The sequence below is a fragment of the Castellaniella sp. genome (genome assembly GCF_049650445.1).
GTDB lineage: Bacteria > Pseudomonadota > Gammaproteobacteria > Burkholderiales > Burkholderiaceae_B > Castellaniella.
Genome location: NZ_JBASAD010000032.1, coordinates 64,430 through 83,680, shown reverse-complemented (window position 1 = coordinate 83,680; position 19,251 = coordinate 64,430). Strand labels below are relative to the sequence as shown.

Sequence of the window (19,251 nt, the reverse complement as noted above, 5' to 3'; positions counted from 1 at the left end):
TGGCGGGCCAGGTCTGCGGTGTGTGCGAAAGCTTCGGCGGCGTTGCCGCCTTCGGCGATGGGGGCCAGGTCCAGGACCGAAAACGGGATCGAAGGACGGGTCATGCGGGTTCCGGCAGATTCATGTGGGTTTGCTGCATCAGGTCCGAGCGGTTGAAGTGGTCTTGAATGAGGGCGCGCAGGGCGGTGGTGTCCGGCGCGGCGGTCGGTGGCGTCATGAGTGTCCTGTATAGTTGTGAATCGCAAGCATTCCGGTCATGGAATCCAACTTCGCTGTGTCCTACGATAAGCCATTTTCTCCCGCATCCCAACACCCTGCCGGGGCCGCTCGCCGTCCGGCGGCCGGCCAGCACGGCTCGGGGACCGGCCTGGCGGTCTGCCTGGCCGTGGCAGCCATGATCAGTGTTCAGACCGGCGTGTCGCTGTCCGTGCCGGTGATCCACGATTACGGTGCGCTCAGCACGTCCAGTCTGCGCCTGTGCTGGGCTGCGCTGGCCCTGTTGCTGTTCGTGCGCCCGCCCTTGCATCGCTACGGTGCCGCCCAGTGGCGGGCGGCCTTGATTCTGGGGGCCGCCATGGCCGTCATGTCCCTGGCCTTCTTTCTGGCGATCGAGCGTCTGCCCCAGCATCTGACCGTTGCATTGGAGTTCTGCGGCCCCTTGGCGGTGGCCGCTCTGGGGGCGCGCGGCTGGCGCGCTCTGGCCTGGCCGCTGCTGGCGGCGATCGGGATCGGGTTGCTGGTGCAGGGCGACACGCATCTGCCCGGCGGCACTGATCCGGTAGGCATCGCTTTCGCCTTGCTGGCGGCGGTCGGCTGGGGGGTCTACATCGTCATGATGAAGCGGATCGGCCCGGTGTTTCCAGGCTTGCAGGGGCTGGCCGTCTCTTTGGCGGCGGCCGCGCTGCTGTCTCTGCCTTTTGCCGTGGCAGAGACCGGCTCCGTCCGCTTTCCATGGGAGCAACTGCTTTTCACGGCGGGCCTGGCGGTGCTGGTGCCGTTGGTGCCCTACATCCTGGAGATCACGGCTCTGCGGCGCATGCCGGCCGCCATGTTCGGCGTGTTGATGAGCGTGGAACCGGCCGTCGGCGCGGCAACGGGCTGGCTCTTCCTGGGCCAGGGCATGGGGATGGGCCAGATGCTGGGCACCAGTCTGGTGGTGGCCGCCAGCGTGGGGGTCGTGCGGGCAGGACGCTGAACACGCGGAAGCTGGAACTTTCCGAGCGATTTCGTGACTCAGCACCAATCATGCTTCCCGCCGCGGGCGGGAGTTCACAAGGGCCCGAATTTTTTCATGCGATTCCCGCTGATTCCGGCATTCCTGTTCAGCTTGTTGATTGCAGCTTGCCTGGCTGCAGGCGCCTGGATGACGGAAGGCTCACTGCTCAAGGCCTATCGCGGCATCCTCGAATCCCGCTTCGCCATCGCGCTGGACCGTACCGCCGAAGGCGCCATGCATGCCGTCTCGCTGGGGGTGAGTCTCGACAGCCAGGAAGGCACCTTGGGAGCTGCCCTGCAGCGCGAACGCGCCCTCGATGCCGACATCCTCGGCATGGCCGTCCAGGATGCCCGGGGGCGGCGGCTCTACAGCGATGGCGCCGTGCCTGAGACCGCGCCGCCCGGCACTCTGGGGCAGACGCTGCTCGACGATCTTGGGCTGCCCGCCGGGCGGATTCTGCTGCGCTACGATCTCCGTGCTCTGGAGGTTCCCTCCGCAGCGATCCGCCAGGACATGCGCGGGCACGCCCTGCCTGTCGTGGCAGGCGCTACTTTGCTGGGTTTTCTGGCTGCGTTGGCGTTGCGCGCCGGCCGCGTCGGGCGAAGCCGGCTGCGTCTGCCTTTGGCGCTGGCCCTCATCCTGGGAGGGGGGCTGTTCCTGATCGACCATCAGGCTTTGCGCATCATCGACCGCACTCTGAACCCCTTGATCGAGACCAAAGTCGAGTCGATCGGCAACGGTGCTCGCTCTTTGATCGACAAGGCGTTGGTCTTGGGGATCCCGTTGGATCAATTGCAGGGCGTGCCCGAGTATTTCGAGTCCCTGCGGCGGCATTACCCCGAGTTGGAACGGATCGAACTGCAGGCGGCCCCGCCCGACGGCTTCGACGATGCAGCCGCTCCGGCGGGGCGCCTGTTGTTGCCGATTCCTGCACGGGGGGCCGCAGTGGCCGCTCTGGAAGTGGTGCCCGACAACCGCCATGCCGCCAACCAGATCCACGGCCTGCTGCTGGACACGGCCTTCCTGGGCCTGGTCGCCTTGCTGATCGGTTTCGAGCTGCTGTCGCTGCTGACACAAACGAGCGCTTTCCGGCGGCCGTCCGGTGCGGCCGATGCGCGCGCCAGCGCTGCGTTGCCGGCAGAGCAGGTCCGTGGCGTCTTATTCGTTTTCATGATGGCCGAGGAACTGAATCGCCCCTTCCTGCCCAGCCTGACCGAGCGGCTGCTGCCGGTCGGCGCCGCCCACGTGCCGCTGCTCGTCAGTCTGCCCATCGTCGTTTTCATGGCGATCGTCGCGCTGGGTCAGATCCCCATGGCCCTCTGGTCCGAATCGCTGGGCCGTCGACGCGGGCTGATGCTGGGCGCCGGCATGGCGGGTCTCGGCTACGGCCTGTGCGCTTTCGCCGATTCCTATTCGGGCCTGCTTCTGGCCCGGGCGTTCAGCGCCCTGGGCTTCACTCTGGTCTTCACCTCGGCGCAGGGGCACATCGTCGATCAGGCCGATCCCGGCGCCCGCACGGCGGGGCTCGCCATCTTCATCCGCGCCATTCTGGCCGCCGCCCTGTGCGCGCCGCCTATCGGCGGCTTCCTGGCCGAGCATTTCGGCACCGGCACGGCGTTCCTGGCTGGCGCCGGCCTGTGTCTGGTTGCGCTGTGCCTGGCGCGGACCATGATGCCAGCAACCCGGCCAGCCGGGCGGCCGCTTACCGCCCGGCTGGCACCAGGCGCGCTTCGGGATACCTGGCGCATCCCTGGCTTGCGCGCCCTGCTGCTGGGATGCGCGGTGCCAGCCAAACTGATGCTCGCGGCCCTGTGTTTTTTCCTGGTTCCGCTGATCCTGGCCGACGAGGGCTATTCACTGTCCAGCATCGGTCGGGTCCAGATGATCTACCCGTTGATGATGGTCCTGTGCGTTCCACTTTTCGCCCGCTGGGGCGAATCGCCCGGGCGCGATGTCCGGCCCCGCAAGATCATTCTGGGCGGGCTCATTGCCGGCCTGGGGGTGGTTCCGGCCGTGCTCTGGCCCGGCCTGGGAACGATCATGGCCTTCCTGTTTCTCCTGGGGCTGGGCCAGGCTTTGTCGATCACGCCCCAGTCGTCCATGATGGCCACCTACGCCCACTACGGACAGGGCCGCCATTCGGCCCAGGTCCTGGGGCTGTTTCGCCTGGTCGAGCGTGGCGGATCCGCTGCCGGCCCGGCCCTGGCAGGCGCGGCGCTGGGCCTGCTCGGCCCGGCGTCCACGCTGGCCCTGTTCGGTCTATTGACCACCGGCGGCGCCCTGCTCTACGGTTATGGTCAATGGCGTTCCACTTCCAATCCCTCGGGCCGTCTCTTATGAAAACTCCCGCTCCTGCTTCTCCTTTCCGCCGTCGCCTGTTGCGAGCCGCCCTGTCCTCCGGGGTCCTGGGAGGGGCCGCGCCCCTGGTGGCGCGTGCAGCGGCTCGGCGCCGCATCTTGATGATCACCTACCGGGGACGCACGGAAGTCGAGGACGGCTTCCTGGAATACCTGCAAGCGCAAGGCAAGAATCCGGAAATCGTCCACCGGGATGTCGGACAGGACATCCGCCGGCTGCCTGCCATCCTGGACGAGATTCCCGGCCTGGCGCCCGACCTGATCTACACCTGGGGCACGCCTGTGACCCTGGGCGTGGCGGGCACGTGGCGCGACCCCGATCCGTCCGGCCATATAGGCGGCATCCCGGTCGTATTCGCCCTGGTGAGCGCACCGGTGGCTGCCGGCATCGTGCCGGCGCTCACGCAGCAAGGCCGCAATGTGACCGGAGCCGTGCACGTGGTGCCCACCGAAACCCAGGTCAAGGCCATGGCAGCCTACCGGGGGTTCGACCGGGTCGGCTTGCTGTATTCCACCACCGAGCCCAATTCCCGTGCGATTGCCGCCGAGATGGATGCCTTGTGCGCCGCCACCCATCGCACGGCCATTCATCGTCATTTCGTGCTGGATGACGCCGGTCGTCCCACCGCAGAGGGCGTCGAGCGGCTGATCGCCGAATTGCGGGAAGAAGGCGCCGAATGGTTCTATCTGGTGCCCGATACCTTCCTGGGCACGGTCTACGACCGGGTGATCCCTGCCAGCATCGAGCAGCAGCTCCCGACCTTCGGCGTGACCGAACTCGCCGTCCAGAAATTTTCGGCGCTGACCGGTCTGGTCAGCCGCTATCGTTCCGTCGGACGGCTGGCCGCCGTGCAAGCCGAAGCCATTCTTTATCAAGGCGTTCCCGCCGCCCAAATTCCCATTGAAACCCTGAAGCGCTTCGCTTTGCTGATCAACCTGCATACGGCCAAGGCGCTGGGCGGCTTCTATCCGCCCATTGAAATGCTGAACTATGCCGACGTGATCACCCGGGCCTCGGAGTGGACGGAGCATATCGGATGACCCGCTGCGCGTTATCCGAATTGCACTGGATACTTCTTGGTCCAAAGGACCTTGGCCGGATCGTCGCCCTGCATGCGCAGGCGATCCTGGGCATGAGCCCCGACCAGGTCCGGCCCGAACGCGCCGAATTCTTCGCCGCGCTTCTGGAGGGGGGAGGGAGCATCATCGGCGTCTGCGATCCGGCCGGCGATCTGGTGGCCTACGGTGTGTTGCAGGATGGCCCCGATCCAGGCACCCGGCCGGATCTCTGGCTGGGCTGGCCCGAGGATGCACGCATCCAGAAGCTGGCGGGATCCTCGGTCGCCGAAGCCTACCGGGGCCTGCGCCTGCAGTGCGCGCTGATCCGCCGCCGCATCGAACTGGCCGATCCCGACGCCTATCTCTACGCCACGGCGGCGCCGTTGAATCCGGCGAGCTGGCGCAGCCTGCTGTATGAAGGCTTCGAAATCCGGTGCCTGCGCCGGGTTTATCAGGGTTCGCTGCGCTATCTGATGGCCCGTCGCGCCGGGATGGCGGCCGCATCCGCTGCGCAGGGGGATGCGGCCGCCGCCCGCCCGCTGGATGAACTGCCTCTGGACGAACAAGACCGGCTGCTGTCCCAGGGGTGGCGCGGGCGGCTCCTGACGCAGGCCGGCTGCGTCCTCGTGCCTCCGGAGGCTGCCGGGTCATGACCGTTGCCGTGTATGCCGATTCCCCCTTGATGGAGATCGACCTGGACCGCCTGGCGAGCAATTGGCAGACCGTCCGCGACCGCTACACCGGCGACGATCTGGGCGCCGTCGTCAAGTGCAATGCTTACGGACTGGGGCTGGAGCCGGTTGTCGCGATGCTGTCGTCCCGGGGCTGCCGGCAATACTGGGTCCTGGGCTACGATGAGGCCTGCCGCGTGCGTGCGCTGGCGCCGGCCGCCGAAATCTTCGTCCTGAACGGCCTGCGCGGCGCGTCGGCGAGAGACTGTCGGGCCCAGCGCCTGATCCCCGTCCTCAACGATCTGGACGAGATCGCGCAAGCGCGCCGCGCAGGCGCTTTGACGGTCGCCATTGCGCTGGACACCGGCCTGGGACGCCTGGGCCTGAGGCCCGAGGCGATTGCGCGTCTGGCGGCGCAAGGGTTGGCGCCGCTGCGGGTGCGTGCCTGGATTACCCAGCCGGCCAGCTTCAGCTCGCCCGAGGGCCCGGAGCGGCAGAGCCTGCGCGACCGCTTCCTGGACTTGATCGCGCCGCTGCCCCGGGCCGCCCGCAGCCTGGCGATCTCGGCGAGCATCTTCGAATGCCCCGGGCATCATCTCGACATGGCCCGCGTAGGCAGCGCCCTGTACGGCGTGAACACTACACCCTCGCAGGCCCTGCCCCTGCTGCCTGTGGCTCGCTTGCGCGCGCCGGTCCTGCAGGTCGCCGACCTGCCTGCCGGGGCCGGCATAGGCTACGACCAGCAATTCCGCTGCCCGGGCCCCATGCGCATCGCGACCCTGGGCATCGGCTACGCTCATGGCCTGCCCTATGCCTTGATGAATCGGGGCGCAGCGTATTTCGGCCCGCATCGCGCGCCTATCGTGGGAGGCATCTCCATGGGCTTGACCAGTGTGGACGTGACCGGGCTGCCGGCCCGCCTGGCCGTCCCGGGACAATGGGCCGAAATGTTCGGCGAGCACCAGCGGCTCGAAACCCTGGCGGCGCTGGCCGGCCTGCCCGCCAACGCTTTGCTGATCGCGACCGCCGCCGGATGCGGCAGGCGCTATCATGCTGCTCACCCTGACCCGTCCCTTGTATCCCGCCTGTCGGAAAGCCTGCCATGAAAACCCCGTTGCTTCTGATTCTTGCCTTGGCCTGCTGCGCTCTGGCCGCCGTATTCGGCGCCACGCTTCTGACCGTGCGCATCGAGCAGCAGGCCATCGACCAGACTCGACAGGCCCATGAACAATACGTGCTCGGAAGCCTGCGCAGCACCATCGAGGCCAGCCTGATCCTGGGCCTGACTCTGGAACAGAGCTCCGGTCTGCAGCGGCTGATCGAACGCGGGAAATCCGGCTTGCCGGACATCCGGGACATCAGCATCTATGGCAAGTCCGGCCAGGTGCTCTACAGCACGGACCAGGGGAAGCTGGGCGGCGCCATGCCGGAGGCCTGGAAGCAGGGGGCCGGCGCCCGGGGCGTCTGGTGCGTCGACGATTCGCATGCGCGCAGCTGCGGCGTCGATCTGCGAGATGAGCTGGGGCAGGAGGTGGGCGGTCTGGTTCTGGTGGCGTCGCATGCGAAGCAGGCCTACAGCCTGCAGGCCTGGCTTGCTCGGGGCTTGCCTACGCTGGCGCTGACGGCGCTGGCCGTGCTGGTGTCGAGCCTGGGGGCGGCCTGGCTGGCGCGCCGCCGCTTGCGGCCGTTTCTGCAGGTTGGCGCAATCCTGCGGGATGAAGTGTCTCCCGGCGGGGATCGGGATCCCCTGGTCTCCGCCGCCCGACGGGCCAGCGAGCGCCATCGAGCCACCTTGCAGACCCTGGACCGGAAGTTGCAGCAGTTGAAGGAGCTGGACCATGCTGAGTGACCGTGGTGTCCGCGTCTGGTTGCGTGATGCCGCCGGAGGCTTCCTGATCGTCCTGGCCGTGGCCGGCCTGGTCAGTGGCATTCTGCTCGGGCGTCTTCAGGAAACCGTGGCATTCGCCGTGCAGGAGCAGTCCCGTGATCTTGCCACATCGGTCGGACGTGCCCTGGGCCGGCAGTTCGTCCGTGCGGCCCAGCTGGGCATTCCGCTCGATGCCATTCCGGCCATCAGCCGCAGTCTGGAGGGCACGCTGGAGTATGAGCCTCAGCTCACCCTCATCGAGCTGACCGATGCCAGTGGCAATATTCTGGGGATCGCTCGGCGCACCGATGCGGGTTCGGCGGCGTCTGCGATCACGGAACTGAACGTGGGCACACAGCGGATCGGCACCTTGAAAGTCGAGGCGGCGCCCCCGGTGCTGAGCGGTTCCCATGCGGCCCTGCTGACCGGGATGGGGTGGCTGGTCTTGCCCTTGGCGCTGCTGGGCGGTTTATGCACCGCACTTCACGGCGCCCGTCTCCGGCGCCATCGGCGCGCCTTGCAGGCCTTGCTCGAGAGGGCGCCCGCTGATCTGATTGCGTCGGTTCCGGGGCCTCGTCCCGACACTCGCGACATTCTTGGCCAAGCCTGGGACAGCCTGCAGGCGGTGGCGGCCAGCGTCGCGCGACAGCGGGCCGATCTGGCGCATCAGGCCGAATCCCTGCTGGCCGTCGATTTCGACGGACGGGCGCGCCCCCGGCTCGAAGCCCTGGGCATCCTGTCCTCGGGTTCTGCGCCGCAGGTGCGGATCGTTCCGCCGGACCGCACCCGGCGCCTGTCGCTGCGTCTGCGCCTGACGCTCATTATAGCTTTGGGCTTCGCCTTGGTGATTGGATCGCTATCGGGCCTGCAGGCGCTGCGGGAACATTTGCTGCGCCAGCAGGCCGCCAATCTCGGTCTGGAAGACCAGAGCGCCCTTTGGACACAGTTCCTGGTGTCCCAAACGAGGGACATCTCCGGCAGGTTGCATGCTCTGTCCCCCCAGTTGGATGTCGCGGGTGACCCAGCGAAGGCACAGCGTGAGCCGGTGCCTTCGCTGGACTACCTGGCCCTCGTCGATCCCAATCGCCGGGTGTATGTCTTGCAGGGCGACGCCTCCGAGGCCGCTCCGCTGGACGCCGGGACGCTGGACAACGTACTGGCCGGCGGAAAAGTCAGGGGGCTGCGCGATCTGGACGGCAACCTGACCATGCTGATGGCGGCTCAGCCCATTCACTTCCGGGGCGGGACTTGGGCGCTGATCGGCGGTCGCACCCTGGAACGGGCCGCACAGCGGATTGACCCGCTCAGAGACGACGATAACTATAGCGTTCACTTCCTGAATTCCCGGGGGCGCCTGGTCGCCAGCACCGGATTCAGCCAGTGGTCGCGCCTCAATTTGGCGCTGATGGTGCAGGATGTGCAATACCGGACCCTGGAGGACCAGGGCAGGATCCTGCTGCTGACGGCGACACCCGTCACCAGTATCTCGGGGGGGGCGGGCGGCCTGCTCGTGACGCTTAAGGATGTCACGACCCTGATGAAGCCCAGCATGACGCTGGGCACGCTGGCGCTTCTGCTGGCTGCTGGCCTGGCGATTCTGGGGCTGGTGCTGATTCACCGGATCATCTGGCGCAGCTTCCGGCCACTGCAGGATTCCCTCCGGACGCTGGGTGAACTCAGCGGTTCGCCGGAGGAGGCGGACGGGCGATCCGGGGCGGCCCGCCAGGACGAGATCGAGCGCCTGGGGTACAGCATTGCCGCCTTCCGCCACAAGACGCTGCAATTGGCGCGCGATCAGGCGCAGCAGGCGCGTATCCGCCGCCTCCAGGAGGCCGTCATGGCTGGCGAACTGCGGGCCCTGGCTGACTCGATGGACTCCGTGAGCCGCCAGGAGGTTCAGGCGCTGATTGGCCGGCTGGGCCATTCGTCCGAGGAAGGCGACGGCTTGCGGCGCCTGGCCGAGGTCATGGGCGATCTTCGCTGCCGGTTGGTTGAGCAGCACCAGCGGCTGTCCGACATGGTGATCGAATTGCGCGATGCCCTGATCACCAAGACGAAGCTGGCCGGGCTGCAGCAGGAGCTGCAGATCGCCAGCGCCGTGCAGTTCAGCATCCTGCCGCGCACCATGCCGGACGATCCGCGCATGGACCTCGACTGCCGGATCATCCCCGCTCGTGACGTGGGCGGAGACTTCTACGATTTCTACATGCTCGACGCGAATCATCTGGGCTTCGTCATCGCCGACGTCTCGGGCAAGGGTATTCCCGCCGCCCTGTTCATGGCTATTTCGCGCACCTTGCTGAAATCCACGGCGCGTTTCGTCCGGCGTCCGGCGGACTGCGTCCAGCGCGTCAACGCGCTGCTGGCCGCCGAAAACGAGCAAATGTTGTTCGTGACCCTGTTCTACGCGACGCTGGACCTGCGTGATGGCAGGCTGGACTACGTCAATGCCGGCCATCATATGCCGTGGTTGATCGGTGCTCAGGGAGAATTGTCCGTCGTGCCGCCGACACAAGGCATCGCCGTGGGCATCGCAGAAGACATCCCCTACACCCAGAAGACCATGTACCTGAAGCCGGGCGATCGCCTGTACCTGTATACGGACGGCATCACCGAGGCCTTCAATCCCGAGGGCCGGGTTTTCGGTGAGGAGCGCCTGGCCGGCCTGTTGCGCGCGCAGTCTCCGGACGTGGCGCTGGACGTCCTGATCGACGCGGTGATCGCCGATGTGCGCGCATTCGAGAACGGCACCGATCCGACCGACGATGTGACCAGCCTGTGCCTGCGCTATCGGGGTGAGTGAAGAAGGTCGCCCCGGGGCTTCCGCCCGGGGCCGGCCCTTCAGGCGATTTTCATGATCAGGGTCAGGCAGTTCCAGCCGTCCTGCCGCTGGTAGTCGAGCGTGTCCAGGTAGTACCGCATCAACCGCACCCCGTGCCCGCCGACGTGGGCTTCGTCCAGGTCGACGGCCAGGGGCGGCGGAGCGCCTGCCGTGGGGTCGTAGGGGCGCCCGTTGTCGCGCAGTTCGATCTTGATGCGCGTGTCGTCGGCCTGGCAGGAAACGGTGATGGCCGGCGTCTCCGGTCCGGGAGGGTCGAAGGCATAGGACACGACGTTGGTCAGTGCTTCGTCGAGCGACAGCGACAGCCTGAACGTGATACGGGCAGGCCAGCCCAGGCGTTCGGCGAGACCCTCGATCCACTGTAGAGCGAGCGGGGTCGCACCCAGGTCGGCGGGCAGGGCGAGCGTGTTGTGGCTGTGGGGCATGGGAGATCCGGTGCGAACCGACGGCTTACTGAGGCGCGTCGCCCCGGATGCGTGCGGCCAGGTCGGCGGCCGCCTCGGCCGAGGGAACCTCGAAGGCCAGAATACCGCGATCCAGCGTGCCGGAGATGCGGGGGGCAGCCACCAGCTCGCGGCCGATGACCAGGGCCAGCAAGCCGCCGATATTCTGGCGGCTGACGGAGCCGAGCCGTTCGGCGCCGGCAGGCGTCAGGCGCAACCCGACGAAATGCCCGCCCTGGCGGTCGGACAGGGCAGCGGCTTCGGTCAGGTCTTCTCGGGCGAGAATGGGGCGGGCATGAAGATAGACCGTGCCGTCCGGAACCGGGACGGCGACCAGTTGATCGCCAGGCGCCGATTGGGCGAGATAGATGGCGACCGGCTGCACGATGCGCGTGGCGCCTGAGGTCGAGCCGGCGGCGGTTTGCTGCGTGTCGGACTGCGCCGTCCGGGATGCCGAGGGGAGATTCTGGCATCCCGCGAGGACCAGCAAGGAGGCCAGCAGGAAAGGAACGGAGAAACGGGTTGTCACGTGCATGGTGGTGGCTTGGAAGGCCTGAGGGAGTGGAACCGTCCGCCGCATGCATGCCGCCCTGTGGAAATTGCCGTCGGGGGCTGTTGTTCGGTAGCCGGCCGGCGCGCAATAGCGCCGTCACCAGAAACTATACACACGGACCGGGCGCAAGCCAATGGCCATGTTGATCTCGGGGGTTAAACGTTGCGCTTGATGGAACTCGTTATATGGAACGGGTTACTCATCGCCATGTAATGAACCTTGACCGATAGACGGAGAAACGCGATGGCACTCGGCCTCGAGAATTTCAGACAGCTGGGCAGCGGAGTCTTCGAGCGAGAAATCCGCCAGAATCCCCAGGGGCAGGAGGGCGTGCGCCAAAGCGGCCTGTCGCGTCTGGCCGGCCGCATTCAAGGCTGGTTCCGCCCGCCTCAGGAGCAGCAGGCGCGGGTTCAGGAGCGCATCCAGGTCAAACAGGCTTTCCAGGGACTGCTTGAGAAGACCGAGGGCCGGGCTGGCGCTCAGCGGGCACTGCGGGCTTGCGGGCTGCCGCCCGACTGGGCGAACAATGATCGTCCTCTGACGAATCATCAGATCGGCAAGATCCTGAACAAGGCCCAGGAATACCGGCTGCAGGTGGTGCGGCACAATGAATCCTTGCTGGGACAGACGCTGCGTGGCCTGGAAGGCCCCGAACTGCGCGATGAACGGGCGGTCGTCATCCGTGCCGTGCGCAACGACTCCCGTTATGGCAACACCCCCTTGAGCCAGACGGACGTCCAGTCCCTGCGGACCCGGGCCGAGACTGAATTGCGTGAATTGCGTGCTGAACAGTGCGGGGCGCGCTTCCCGGAGCTCACGCAACTGATCCAGGGTGCGCCCAAGGACAGCCCGCTGTCGCGGATCGAGCTCAATCCCGCGCGCCTCACCGAAGGCCTGCATCAGGTGTATGGCGGTGGCCCGCGGCATGATCCGCAGGTGGCGCAGGCCCTGGAGCATCTGGATCGGACCACGGAACTGCTGGGACGGCAGGCCTGGAACCAGGACAGCCTGCAGGGCCTGTCCGAAGCTTTGGGTCATCAGCGCGACGACCTGGACGTCTGCCGGGACGGTTTGTGGAACGGCATCCAGACACTTCAAAACGAACTGGAGGCGTTGACGGAAGAACTGAACGAGGTCGACCGCGACCTTCAGGCTGCGCCCGTGGGTTCCGGCGAGGCGAAAACACTCCAGGCGCGCAAGGACGCGCTCGAGGGCCAGATCCGGGTCCGCAATGAAAAGCTGTCCGTCGGCCAGGCGCTGTATCTCGACATGGACCGCCAGACCGAGCTGCTGGATGCCAAGAGCGCCTATGTCGATGAAATGCGCCTGACCGATCCCCTGACCGACCGCTCCGTCAAGCACGCCAACCTGATCTGGGCCCAGGCGGGCAACCATTTGCTGGATCAATTGAACCGGAATGCCCATGGAGGCGATCCGGCGCTCACACCCGATCAAATGGGCGAGCTGGCGCAGGTTCGCGCCCAATGGGCGCTGGTGTGCAATGATCGCAGCCAGGAGTATCGGGACAGCGAGAATATCGATACGCTGCAGACCATCGAGGCGCCCAGCAAGTCGAACAAGGACACGCACCCCGTCGTCCAGGGCAAGCGCGACACGATGCAGGACTTGCGCGCCCGCCTCGAGGGCGTCGGCATTCCCCGGAATACCCTTGATGCGCTGTTCTCCAAGTCCAGCCTGGCGCGCAGCGAACGCCAGGCCCTGGCGGGGCTGGAAACCTGGCAGCCGGTGGCGCGCGACATGCCGGTGATGCGCGATGGTGTGATGCGCACCTACAAAAGCGAGGTCGTGCCGGCCCAGTTCATCGGTCATGAATTGGGCGTCGATCTGGGTCAGGGCCGGATCGGCGGGGTGTCCGCAGGCGTCAAGGACAGCGAGGATCATGCCCGCAATCTCAAGGTCAGCCGCCTGCGCGATCCCGAGGGTCAGGTGATGACCACGGTGGTGGGCCATGGCGTGCTGGACATGTGGGGCGTAGAGGACGGCGACGATCGTCAGACGTCCAATGAACGCGGCGCGCGCGAAGTGCTCGAGGTCGCCCTGACCAGCAACGACCGCCTGCGCGGCGTGCTGACCGATCCGGACCGGCCGCAGGATGCCCCGCCTCCCCGGCTGGTGCATGTCAGCGTCAACCTGATCTCGCCCGATTCGCTGCGCGACAATCTGGGTATCCAGGATTACCAGGAACGCACCTATACGCAGAACCAGTTCCGGGCCTTCGAGGCCAATTCGGGGCCGGGGCAGACCTTGCGGGTGTTTGATCCGGGTCATCCGGAACGGCAGGGCGAGGCTCGAACGGTGGATGTGGACGCCATCACGTTCTCGTTCGGCATCAACGCCATTTCCACTGGCGGGCGAGAAATGCTCATGCGCGTCTGGAACAATGTCCACGAGCACAACACCGCCAACATGATCAAGCTGGTGGGCGATCTGGGCGAGGGCGGGTTCGGCGCCCGGGGCGTGCGGCCGGGAGGCTTCGTCGGCGAGGTTTATGATCGCCTGGAGGCTGTGGTCAACGATCCAGGCACGCTGCCCGGGCAGTTGGCGAAGGCCGAGGGCCTCATGGCCCAATTGCGTGGTCAGACCGATCTGGTGCGCACCCTGTTCACGGAGGAATCCTTCCGTACGGGCAACGGCGACACGGCCAAGATGGGCCGCGAGATCCTGGTGCTGCAGGGCCTGGCTGAACAGGGCCTGGGCCTGGTCGGGGCCACCGACCTGGCCGGTACGATGTCCAAGGGCTGCAAGAGCGACAAAGACCGCGGCGGCGTCACCGATGTCGAACTCAAAGCCAAGCTGATCCTGCGCGACATGGGCGGCGAGATGAATCCCGACGAACGCCTGCAGGGCGACGATCAGGGCGTCTACTATACAGTCAGCTCCAGTTCCGGCCAGCTTGAGAACCAGCGCTGGAACACGGGCATGGGCGGCAGCAAGGAAGCCGGCCACCTGAAAGAACGGCTGCCCGATCCCGAAGTTCGGCAATTTCTCTGCGGGCTGGGCAAGTTTGCCAAGGCCTGATCCCGTTTCACCGATCCAATATTCCTCGATTCACAGGAGCACTGCATGTCTCTCTCTTCATACCAGGCCTTGATCGCCGAACTGGGCCAATCGCTGGGCATGGTCGACATGGCGGCGGGCGAAGACGGCTATGTGGGCCTCATGATTGATGATCACGAAATCCACTTGCAGTACGAGGCGGACGATGATCTCGCGATCCTGTTCGCCCGCTTGCCCGAGGCCGACCCCGACCGCCGTGACGCCATCTACGCCATGCTTCTGTCGGCCAACCTGTTCTGGCAGGGTACGCGAGGGGCGACCTTCAGCGTCGATTTCGACACAGGGCGTGTCTTTCTGGCGGATCGGCGCGTGCAGGCGGGCCTGGATCTGGATTCGATCTCGGCCTGGGTCGAGCAGTTCGCCAACGTGGCAGCCTACTGGCGCGAGCGCATCGAGGATGCCAACGACGGCGGCCCCTTGCGCACCGGCGCAGCGCCCGATGCGGCCTCTGCAGTTTCGACGAGGATGCCGCCCGGTTCTTTGGCTTGAGTTGCAGTCAGTGCCAACAGAAACCAGGGGGCGCCACAAGGCGCCCCCTGGTTTCTGCCCCTGTTCAATCGCACCGGTCTGGCGTATTTTTAACAATCCTTGAACTTTCATGCCTGCTTGCGCAGGCAGGCCATCCATGTCCGTCGATTCGCCTTACGCTCGCGTGATCTCTGATCTGGGCCTTGCGCTGGGCATCACCGGCCTGACCCCTTCAGAAGAAGGGATCTGCCAGTTGGTGTTCGACGGCCGGCAAGTGGTGCAGGTCATGCATGTGGGTGCGCGCGGCCTGGTGCTGCTGTCGTGCAGGCTTGCCGACCACGGCATTGATGCGTGCCAAGCCGACCGCATGGCCCGGGCCAATTTCATGCAAGCGGGTCATGGCGCGGTGCTGTGTATTGCGCCCGATGGCCGGCCGCACATGCAGGTGGCCCTGAAGCTGGCTGAGTGCTCCGCCGCCACGCTGTGCCCCGCGCTGGAGTCCTTGTTGGACCTGGCAGAGTCCTGGTCCCGCGCACAGTCGCGACCCGCCGGTCAGCCCGGCGCGCTCGACCCCGCCGTCTTTCTGCAATCCGTCTAGCGCCGGAGGCGCCCGAGGATTCAGGACGATTTCTGGATGATGCCCTTGAGCGAATCGGAGATTTGCTTGATGAGCGTGCTTTGCAGCTCGATCATCATCGTCCACTGCTGGGTCTGCTGCTGCAGCATGAGCAAGTCGGCCTGCGAGATGTTGCCTTCGGCGTCTGTCTCCAGGGTGGAAAGCGTTGTGCGCAGCTTGGCTTCTTGAGTGCGGATGGCGCTGTAGATCGTGTTGTTGATTGCGTTGTAGTTCAGGCCGGCGGAGTCGGAAAGACTGTTCAGTGCCATGGTGAGCTCCTTGGGATAATAAGGGTTGTCACGGGAAAGAGGGTGTCTTGGAAGCCACGGCAGGGGTGTCGTTGGCGGGCCATGAGACCAGGATTGTCTGTGCGGCGGCGGCAGCGGCGGCCATCGCCTGCCAGGTTTGGAAATCTTTGCGTGGAAGGCCGTCGGCCATCTGCAGGCGCAGGGATGCTTCCATGCGGGCGGCCCGGGCGGAGAGCGCATCGCGCAGGGCGCCGCCGCCGGGGGCGGCCAGTCGGGCTTCGAGATCGGTCAGGGTAGTCGTCATGGGGCTGTCCGGATTCAACGCAGCACGATCGCAGGACGGGGGCCCTCGAAGGTCAGACGCTTGTCTTCGATGCCGGTCAGGCGGTAGCGCCGGTAAGTCCCGCCTACGAGCAATTTACTCCCATCTTCCAGCACGATAAAGGGTGTTTTCCCGCTGACCACGCTGAGGATGCCAAAAGGGACGGTATCGGCGGCTGCGCGTTCGGTATCGGGTGGCGCGGCAACATCGAAGAAACGGCGGTTGAAGTCGGACAGGATGTGTTCGAACCGGATCATCTGATCGTCGTCCAGCTTGGAGGCATCGACGTCCAAACGGTGGCGCTTCCAGGTCAGGGTGACACCGCTCAGGCCGGCCGCCGCGAGTTCCCGGGTCAGGGCATCGGCCACGGCAGGGGCGAGCTGGATGGCGTTGCCCATGATGGTCATGCCCGGCAATTGCGCGCGCACGGCTTCGACCGCTTCTGTGCGCACCGCATCGTCGGAGGCGATGCCCAGAATACTCAGGCGGCCCTCGCCGTCGTAGCGGGGTTCGTATTTGACGGCGTAGCCGCTCAGGATTGTCCGGGCGGTCCTGAGCACATCGGCCTCGATGCTGATGCGCATGGCCGGCATGGGCCAGATTTGCGCCAGCGCGGCGGCCAGCGCGTCGCGTTCAGCCGCGTCGCGGACCCAGCCCGTGACTTGCGCCGTCGTGCCGCTGGGAGCCAGGGCTACACGCAGGCGCGAGGCCAGACCCAGGTGCTCAAGGGCCGCCTGGATTGTCGGTATCGACTGTTCGGCTGCAATGCGCGGATCGGTGTGCATGGGCTCTTTCGGGACGGAGGACGGCAGCCAGGCCAGGATCAATGCGATTGCGATGGCCAGGCCGACGGCGGCCAGGCTCAGCGTCATGAGCCAGGCGTGTCTGCGGCCGGGCCGTGCGGCAGAGTCGGCGGTGCCGGCCGACCGAGCGCTCACATGGACGGCGTGAACTGCCTCACTGTCGTATCCGGCATTGGACTCCGGATCAGGCGCGGCAGCCTCCGCAGGCAATTCAGCGGTGTCGGCCCCGGCGGGCGCTGCATTGGACGCTTGAGCATCGGGCGGTGCCTCCCAGGGGTCATCGGGGCGGGCCACAGTGAGCCAGACGGGACCGAGCGGAAGCGGCTGATTATAGGGGGCAGCGGCGGCGGCATCCGGGTCGGGCTCGCTGTCCCCGGGCGAAAGATTCCAGCCGCCCGCGTTCAGAATCAGCCGCGCCGCGCGGGCCGGCAAGCCGACGTCGGCCAGCACGATGTCGCACGCCGTGTCGGCGCCCACGAGATGGCCGTGCGCGGCGGGGCAGCGTGCATCGCGGTGCAGGCCCGAGAGCACGCGCAATTCGAGCGTCGCGCTCATCCGGCCCTCCGTGCAGAGAGCCGCGCGGGGTAGGGGGGCAGGGTCGGGATCATAGGTCCACCCGGGCCAGGGGCTGCACGTTGATTTCCTGGGTCAGTTCCTGGTAGGACAGCACGGGTAGTTCGTACAGGTCCTGCTCGATCATTTTGCGCAGGTAGCGGCGGATGTCCATGGAGGTGAGCATGACCGGCTTGCGGGTGTTGGCCGAGATGTCGCCTACCGCGTTCTTGATGTTGTCCACCAGCTTCTTGGTGGTGTTGGGATCCAGGGCGAGATAGCTGCCGGCCGAGGTCTGCCGGATCGCGCCGCGGATGGTTTCCTCGATGTTGGGCGCCAGCAGGTAGGCCGGCAGGATGTTCTGGCCGCTGGAGTACTTGTGGCTGATGTGCCGCTTGAGCGAGACGCGCACGTATTCGGTCAGCAGGACGGAATCCTTTTCCTTCTGGCCCCATTCGATCAGGGATTCGAGCACGGCGCGCAGATTGCGCACCGAAATGTCCTCGGATACCAGCCGTTGCATGATCTCGGCGATCTTCTGCACCGGCATCACGCGCAGGGCTTCCTTGACCAGATCGGGGAAGCGCTCTTCCATGGCGGTCAGCAGGAAACGGGTTTCCTGGATGCCGATGAAATCCGAGGAGTATTTCTTCAGGACGAAGGCCAGGTGCCAGGTGAGGATCTGGTGGGCGTCCAGGCTGGGGATGCCGGCCGCCGCGAGCATGGGGACGTGCGAGACCGCGGTCCAGAGAGAGGGGATGCCCGGCAGGAAAGGCTTGTCGGCCTCGTAGGGCACCTGCAGCGCCTGGAGATTCTGCTCGGTGTCGCGCACCAGGACATGCCCGGGCCGCAACTGGCCCTGGGACACCGGGACCTCGGAGAGCAGGATGAGGTAGGTGTTTTCGGGCAGCGCGTCGTTGAAGCGCAACTGGATGCCGGGGAAGGGGACGCCCAGATCGAAATACAGGGCGCGGCGGATCTTGATCAGTTCTTCGTTGAGCTCGTCGGCGTTGAAGTGCTGCTGCAGGCCGGCCGCCACGTCCATCATCAGCGGCAGGGTCGGCGCGAATTCGGCGCCGCCTTCGGCGCGGGGCTTGGGCGCGGGCTGGCCATCGGCCGCCAGCGCGGAAATCTCGGTGATTTCTCCGGTCTTTTCGTCGACGACCTTGCGCGTGCCGCGCAGCAGCACGAAACCGACCGTGCCCACGACGGTCGCCAGGGCGAGGAAGGTGAGGGTGGGCATGCCCGGGATCAGGCCCATGCCCAGGGCGACCGCCGCTGCGATCAGCAGGGCGCGGGGCTGGGCCAGCACCTGGGCGCCGATATCCTTGCCGACGTTGGAGGGGCCGCCCTCGCCGGTCTGCACGCGGGTCACGATGATGCCTGCGCAGATGGCGATGAACAGCGCCGGGATCTGGGCGATCAGGCCGTCGCCGATGGTCAGGATGGAATATACCTGCACGGCTTCGCCGGCGGTCAGCCCGCGCTGCATCGTGCCGATCAGGATGCCGCCCAGCAAGTTCACCGCCACGATGATGAGGCCCGCGATGGCATCGCCCTTGACGAACTTCATGGCGCCGTCCATGGCGCCGTAGAGCTGGCTTTCCTTTTCGACCACGCTGCGGCGTTTGCGCGCTTCGTCCATGTCGATCGTGCCGGCGCGCAGGTCGGCATCGATGGACATCTGCTTGCCCGGCATGGCGTCCAGGGAAAAACGGGCCGCGACTTCGGCCACGCGCTCGGCGCCTTTGGTGATCACCACGAACTGCACGATGGTCAGGATCAGGAAGACCACCAGACCGACGATCAGGTTGCCGCCGACCACGAAATTGCCGAAAGTTTCGATGATGTGACCAGCGTCGCCCTGCAGCAGAATCAGCCGTGTGGTGGCGATCGAAATGCCCAGACGGAACAGAGTGGTGACCAGCAGCACCGAGGGGAAAGACGAGAAGGCCAGCGGCGAGGGCAGGTACATGGCCACCATCAGCAGGATGGCGGACAGTGTCATGTTGGTGCCGATCAGCACGTCCACCAGCGAGGTGGGCAGCGGCAGGATCATCATGAAGATGATCGAGACGATCAGGACCGCCAGAACGATGTCGTTGCGGCTGGTGAGGAGGGTGACGGCGCGATTGAGTGCTTGTTGCATGGAGTGG

Annotated in this window: 16 protein-coding genes; 10 read left to right on the top strand and 6 right to left on the bottom strand. The window is 66.2% G+C overall.

All coding sequences use genetic code 11. From position 1 onward, the window contains the following. Window positions 1-256 precede the first annotated feature (256 nt). From WA983_RS10685 to WA983_RS10655, 7 genes are all read left to right on the top strand, one after another. On the top strand, window positions 257-1,195 hold the full coding sequence (locus WA983_RS10685; protein WP_424312009.1) for an EamA family transporter: 939 nt from the start codon (window positions 257-259) through the stop codon (window positions 1,193-1,195). Window positions 1,196-1,291: 96 nt separating this feature from the next. Next, window positions 1,292-3,556, top strand: a complete 2,265-nt coding sequence (locus tag WA983_RS10680; protein ID WP_424312008.1) for an MFS transporter — start codon at window positions 1,292-1,294, stop codon at window positions 3,554-3,556. Next, window positions 3,553-4,614: an ABC transporter substrate-binding protein gene (locus WA983_RS10675; protein WP_424251851.1), complete on the top strand. Its 1,062-nt coding sequence runs from the start codon at window positions 3,553-3,555 to the stop codon at window positions 4,612-4,614. Before WA983_RS10680 ends, WA983_RS10675 begins: the two co-directional genes overlap by 4 nt. Continuing rightward, window positions 4,611-5,285, top strand: a complete 675-nt coding sequence (locus tag WA983_RS10670) for a hypothetical protein (RefSeq protein WP_424312007.1) — start codon at window positions 4,611-4,613, stop codon at window positions 5,283-5,285. Before WA983_RS10675 ends, WA983_RS10670 begins: the two co-directional genes overlap by 4 nt. Then, the gene (locus WA983_RS10665) at window positions 5,282-6,409 is read left to right on the top strand and encodes an alanine racemase (RefSeq protein WP_424251847.1); all 1,128 of its coding nucleotides are present in this window, start codon (window positions 5,282-5,284) and stop codon (window positions 6,407-6,409) included. The genes WA983_RS10670 and WA983_RS10665 overlap by 4 nt, the downstream gene beginning before the upstream one ends. Continuing rightward, the gene (locus WA983_RS10660) at window positions 6,406-7,152 is read left to right on the top strand and encodes a hypothetical protein (protein WP_424251845.1); all 747 of its coding nucleotides are present in this window, start codon (window positions 6,406-6,408) and stop codon (window positions 7,150-7,152) included. The genes WA983_RS10665 and WA983_RS10660 overlap by 4 nt, the downstream gene beginning before the upstream one ends. Beyond that, window positions 7,142-9,973 carry a PP2C family protein-serine/threonine phosphatase gene (locus tag WA983_RS10655; RefSeq protein WP_424251843.1) on the top strand — a complete coding sequence of 944 codons (2,832 nt, stop codon included), beginning with the start codon at window positions 7,142-7,144 and terminating at the stop codon, window positions 9,971-9,973. The genes WA983_RS10660 and WA983_RS10655 overlap by 11 nt, the downstream gene beginning before the upstream one ends. Before the next feature lie 38 nt (window positions 9,974-10,011). Here WA983_RS10655 and WA983_RS10650 read toward each other — a convergent pair whose 3' ends face one another. Together WA983_RS10650 and WA983_RS10645 are read right to left on the bottom strand one after the other, a co-directional pair. Then, window positions 10,012-10,437 (bottom strand): ATP-binding protein, encoded by a 426-nt coding sequence (locus WA983_RS10650; protein ID WP_424251841.1) that lies wholly within the window; start codon window positions 10,435-10,437, stop codon window positions 10,012-10,014. A gap of 25 nt (window positions 10,438-10,462) precedes the next feature. Beyond that, window positions 10,463-10,990 (bottom strand): SecDF P1 head subdomain-containing protein, encoded by a 528-nt coding sequence (locus tag WA983_RS10645; protein ID WP_424251839.1) that lies wholly within the window; start codon window positions 10,988-10,990, stop codon window positions 10,463-10,465. Window positions 10,991-11,251: 261 nt separating this feature from the next. Between WA983_RS10645 and WA983_RS10640 the strand changes: the two genes are divergently transcribed. The 3 genes from WA983_RS10640 (at window position 11,252) to WA983_RS10630 (ending at window position 15,152) form a co-directional block, all read left to right on the top strand. Beyond that, window positions 11,252-14,047, top strand: coding sequence for an inositol phosphate phosphatase SopB (locus tag WA983_RS10640; RefSeq protein WP_424251837.1), 2,796 nt, complete (start codon window positions 11,252-11,254; stop codon window positions 14,045-14,047). A 45-nt stretch (window positions 14,048-14,092) separates the two neighbouring features. Next, window positions 14,093-14,575, top strand: a complete 483-nt coding sequence (locus tag WA983_RS10635; RefSeq protein WP_424251835.1) for a type III secretion system chaperone — start codon at window positions 14,093-14,095, stop codon at window positions 14,573-14,575. Window positions 14,576-14,711: 136 nt separating this feature from the next. Then, on the top strand, window positions 14,712-15,152 hold the full coding sequence (locus tag WA983_RS10630; protein ID WP_424251833.1) for a type III secretion system chaperone: 441 nt from the start codon (window positions 14,712-14,714) through the stop codon (window positions 15,150-15,152). A 20-nt stretch (window positions 15,153-15,172) separates the two neighbouring features. Here the strand turns inward: WA983_RS10630 and WA983_RS10625 are convergent, their stop codons facing one another. The 4 genes from WA983_RS10625 to sctV are packed head-to-tail and all read right to left on the bottom strand — an operon-like array spanning window position 15,173 to window position 19,244. Then, complete coding sequence (locus tag WA983_RS10625) at window positions 15,173-15,439, bottom strand: EscF/YscF/HrpA family type III secretion system needle major subunit (protein ID WP_424251831.1); 267 nt, start codon at window positions 15,437-15,439, stop codon at window positions 15,173-15,175. A 28-nt stretch (window positions 15,440-15,467) separates the two neighbouring features. Beyond that, window positions 15,468-15,722, bottom strand: a complete 255-nt coding sequence (locus WA983_RS10620) for an EscE/YscE/SsaE family type III secretion system needle protein co-chaperone (protein WP_424251829.1) — start codon at window positions 15,720-15,722, stop codon at window positions 15,468-15,470. Between the two features lie 14 nt (window positions 15,723-15,736). Beyond that, window positions 15,737-17,098, bottom strand: a complete 1,362-nt coding sequence (gene sctD / locus WA983_RS10615; protein WP_424251827.1) for a type III secretion system inner membrane ring subunit SctD — start codon at window positions 17,096-17,098, stop codon at window positions 15,737-15,739. 49 nt (window positions 17,099-17,147) lie between these two features. Continuing rightward, a complete protein-coding gene (gene sctV / locus WA983_RS10610; RefSeq protein ID WP_424251825.1) occupies window positions 17,148-19,244 on the bottom strand; it encodes a type III secretion system export apparatus subunit SctV in 2,097 nt (698 codons plus the stop codon). Between the last annotated feature and the right edge of the window lie 7 nt (window positions 19,245-19,251).

Excerpts from the sequence above, each read along its gene's own strand:
- WA983_RS10670 (WP_424312007.1), top strand. The coding sequence starts at position 4,611 with ATGACCCGCTGCGCGTTATCCGAATTGCACTGGATACTTCTTGGTCCA.
- WA983_RS10630 (WP_424251833.1), top strand. The coding sequence starts at position 14,712 with ATGTCCGTCGATTCGCCTTACGCTCGCGTGATCTCTGATCTGGGCCTT.
- sctD (WP_424251827.1), bottom strand. The coding sequence starts at position 17,098 with ATGAGCGCGACGCTCGAATTGCGCGTGCTCTCGGGCCTGCACCGCGAT.
- WA983_RS10685 (WP_424312009.1), top strand. The coding sequence starts at position 257 with ATGGAATCCAACTTCGCTGTGTCCTACGATAAGCCATTTTCTCCCGCA.
- sctV (WP_424251825.1), bottom strand. The coding sequence starts at position 19,244 with ATGCAACAAGCACTCAATCGCGCCGTCACCCTCCTCACCAGCCGCAAC.
- WA983_RS10660 (WP_424251845.1), top strand. The coding sequence starts at position 6,406 with ATGAAAACCCCGTTGCTTCTGATTCTTGCCTTGGCCTGCTGCGCTCTG.
- WA983_RS10645 (WP_424251839.1), bottom strand. The coding sequence starts at position 10,990 with ATGCACGTGACAACCCGTTTCTCCGTTCCTTTCCTGCTGGCCTCCTTG.
- WA983_RS10640 (WP_424251837.1), top strand. The coding sequence starts at position 11,252 with ATGGCACTCGGCCTCGAGAATTTCAGACAGCTGGGCAGCGGAGTCTTC.
- WA983_RS10625 (WP_424251831.1), bottom strand. The coding sequence starts at position 15,439 with ATGGCACTGAACAGTCTTTCCGACTCCGCCGGCCTGAACTACAACGCA.
- WA983_RS10675 (WP_424251851.1), top strand. The coding sequence starts at position 3,553 with ATGAAAACTCCCGCTCCTGCTTCTCCTTTCCGCCGTCGCCTGTTGCGA.
- WA983_RS10655 (WP_424251843.1), top strand. The coding sequence starts at position 7,142 with ATGCTGAGTGACCGTGGTGTCCGCGTCTGGTTGCGTGATGCCGCCGGA.
- WA983_RS10665 (WP_424251847.1), top strand. The coding sequence starts at position 5,282 with ATGACCGTTGCCGTGTATGCCGATTCCCCCTTGATGGAGATCGACCTG.
- WA983_RS10620 (WP_424251829.1), bottom strand. The coding sequence starts at position 15,722 with ATGACGACTACCCTGACCGATCTCGAAGCCCGACTGGCCGCCCCCGGC.
- WA983_RS10650 (WP_424251841.1), bottom strand. The coding sequence starts at position 10,437 with ATGCCCCACAGCCACAACACGCTCGCCCTGCCCGCCGACCTGGGTGCG.
- WA983_RS10635 (WP_424251835.1), top strand. The coding sequence starts at position 14,093 with ATGTCTCTCTCTTCATACCAGGCCTTGATCGCCGAACTGGGCCAATCG.
- WA983_RS10680 (WP_424312008.1), top strand. The coding sequence starts at position 1,292 with ATGCGATTCCCGCTGATTCCGGCATTCCTGTTCAGCTTGTTGATTGCA.